3 protein-coding genes and 1 pseudogene are annotated in these 1,604 nt (G+C 67.3%); all 4 read right to left on the bottom strand.

Annotated elements, in window-relative coordinates; all coding sequences use genetic code 11:
- Positions 1 to 349, bottom strand: a 349-nt coding sequence (nadD, locus tag RDM88_RS12805; protein ID WP_308755209.1) for a nicotinate (nicotinamide) nucleotide adenylyltransferase, incomplete at its 3' end; no start/stop codon positions are given.
- The gene (gene yhbY, locus RDM88_RS12810; protein WP_308755210.1) at positions 349 to 639 is read right to left on the bottom strand and encodes a ribosome assembly RNA-binding protein YhbY; all 291 of its coding nucleotides are present in this window, start codon (positions 637 to 639) and stop codon (positions 349 to 351) included. The genes yhbY and nadD, both read right to left, overlap by 1 nt.
- Before the next feature lie 18 nt (positions 640 to 657).
- A complete protein-coding gene (gene rdgB / locus RDM88_RS12815; protein WP_308755211.1) occupies positions 658 to 1,251 on the bottom strand; it encodes an RdgB/HAM1 family non-canonical purine NTP pyrophosphatase in 594 nt (197 codons plus the stop codon).
- Positions 1,248 to 1,604, bottom strand: a pseudogene (locus RDM88_RS12820) (signal recognition particle-docking protein FtsY); the annotation flags it as partial. The gene rdgB and the pseudogene RDM88_RS12820, both read right to left, overlap by 4 nt.

Below are 1,604 nucleotides of genomic sequence, written 5' to 3' on the forward strand. Positions count from 1 at the left end.
CCCGCCACTCGGTCAGCGTCAGGAACATGTCGCTGCCCATGATGAGGTAGAACCGGTCGTCCGGATATTCCGCGGCGAGCTGTTCGAGGGTATCCACCGTGTAGCTTTTCCGCCCGCGCCGCAGTTCGATGTCGCTCGCCTCGAAGCCGGGCAGCCCGCCGAAGGCGAGGCGGCACATCGCGAGCCGGTCCGCCCCGTCCGCGAGCTGCTCCCCCGCCTTGTGGGGCGGCTGGCAGGTGGGGATGACCAGCATCCGGTCGAGCCGGAGCGCGTCGAAATAGGTGCGCGCCAGACGGACGTGGCCGCTGTGGACGGGATTGAAGGTCCCGCCGAAGATTCCCGTGCGCATCAGTCGAGGGAGACGACCGGCTTTTCAGGGTTGCGGCGGTAGAGCACCAGCTTCATGCCGATGACCTGCACCACCTCGGAGTCGGTCGCCTCGGCGAGCTGCCGCGCGACCTCGCGCACCGGTTCGGGGCTTGTCTCGAGCACCCGCAGCTTGATGAGCTCGCGCGCCGTCAGCGCGTCGTCCACCTGTTTGACGAGCGCTTCCGCCACGCCGCCCTTGCCCACCTGGAGGATGGTCTCCCCGGTACTCGCGATGCCGCGGAGCTTCGCCCGCTGTTTGCTTGTCAGCATATCGTTTTCTCCTCTATCTCATCCGTTTTGATGTTCGTCAAGTTTGCGCGCCAGTTCCCGCAGCGCCTTGCCGCGGTGGGAAATCGCGTCCTTCTCCTCCGCGGAGAGCTCCGCGAAGCTGCGGTCCCCCACGTAGAAGACGGGGTCGTACCCGAAGCCGCCGTCCCCGCGCGGCTCCCGGCCGATCTTTCCCTCGCAGGTTCCCTCCGCGTCGATACGGGTCCCGTCCGCGCCGATATAGCAGATGTGCGCCACGAAGCGCGCCGTGCGGCGCTCCTCCGGCACCCCGTCCAGCTCCCCGAGCAGACGGGAAATCTTTTCGGGATAGGGGGTGTCCTCCCCCGCGTACCGCGCCGAATAGACCCCCGGCGCGCCGTCCAGCGCGTCGATGCAGAGCCCCGAGTCGTCCGCGACGGCGGCCAGCCCGGTGCGGGCGTGGACCGCGTCCGCCTTGAGGAAGGCGTTTTCCGCGAAGGTGCTCCCCGTTTCCTCGACCGAAAGCCCGGGGCAGACCTCCGACTGCGCTGCGGCCTCGATGCCCAGCGGCGCGAAGATGCGTGCAAACTCCCGGAGCTTGCCCTTGTTGCCCGTCGCGGCGATCACCTTTTTCACGCGTCCTCCTCCGTTTCCTCACGCCCGCCGAAGAGGGCGTCGACAAAATCCTGCGCGTTAAACGGCCGCAGATCGTCGATCTGCTCGCCCACGCCGATATACTTGATCGGGACCTGCAATTCCTGCTTGATGCCGATGACCACGCCGCCGCGCGCCGTGCCGTCGAGCTTGGTCAGGATGATGCCGGTGATGCCCGCGGCCTCCTTGAACTGGCGCGCCTGGTTGAGGGCGTTCTGCCCCGTCGTCGCGTCGAGCACGAGCAGCACCTCGGTGTCGCAGCCGGGGGCCTCCCGCTGGATGACGCGGGAAATTTTGCCCAGCTCGTCCATGAGGTTCTTTTTGTTGTGCAGGCG

Origin of the sequence: uncultured Anaerotruncus sp., from assembly GCF_902490045.1 — a bacterium.
GTDB lineage: Bacteria > Bacillota > Clostridia > Oscillospirales > Ruminococcaceae > Anaerotruncus.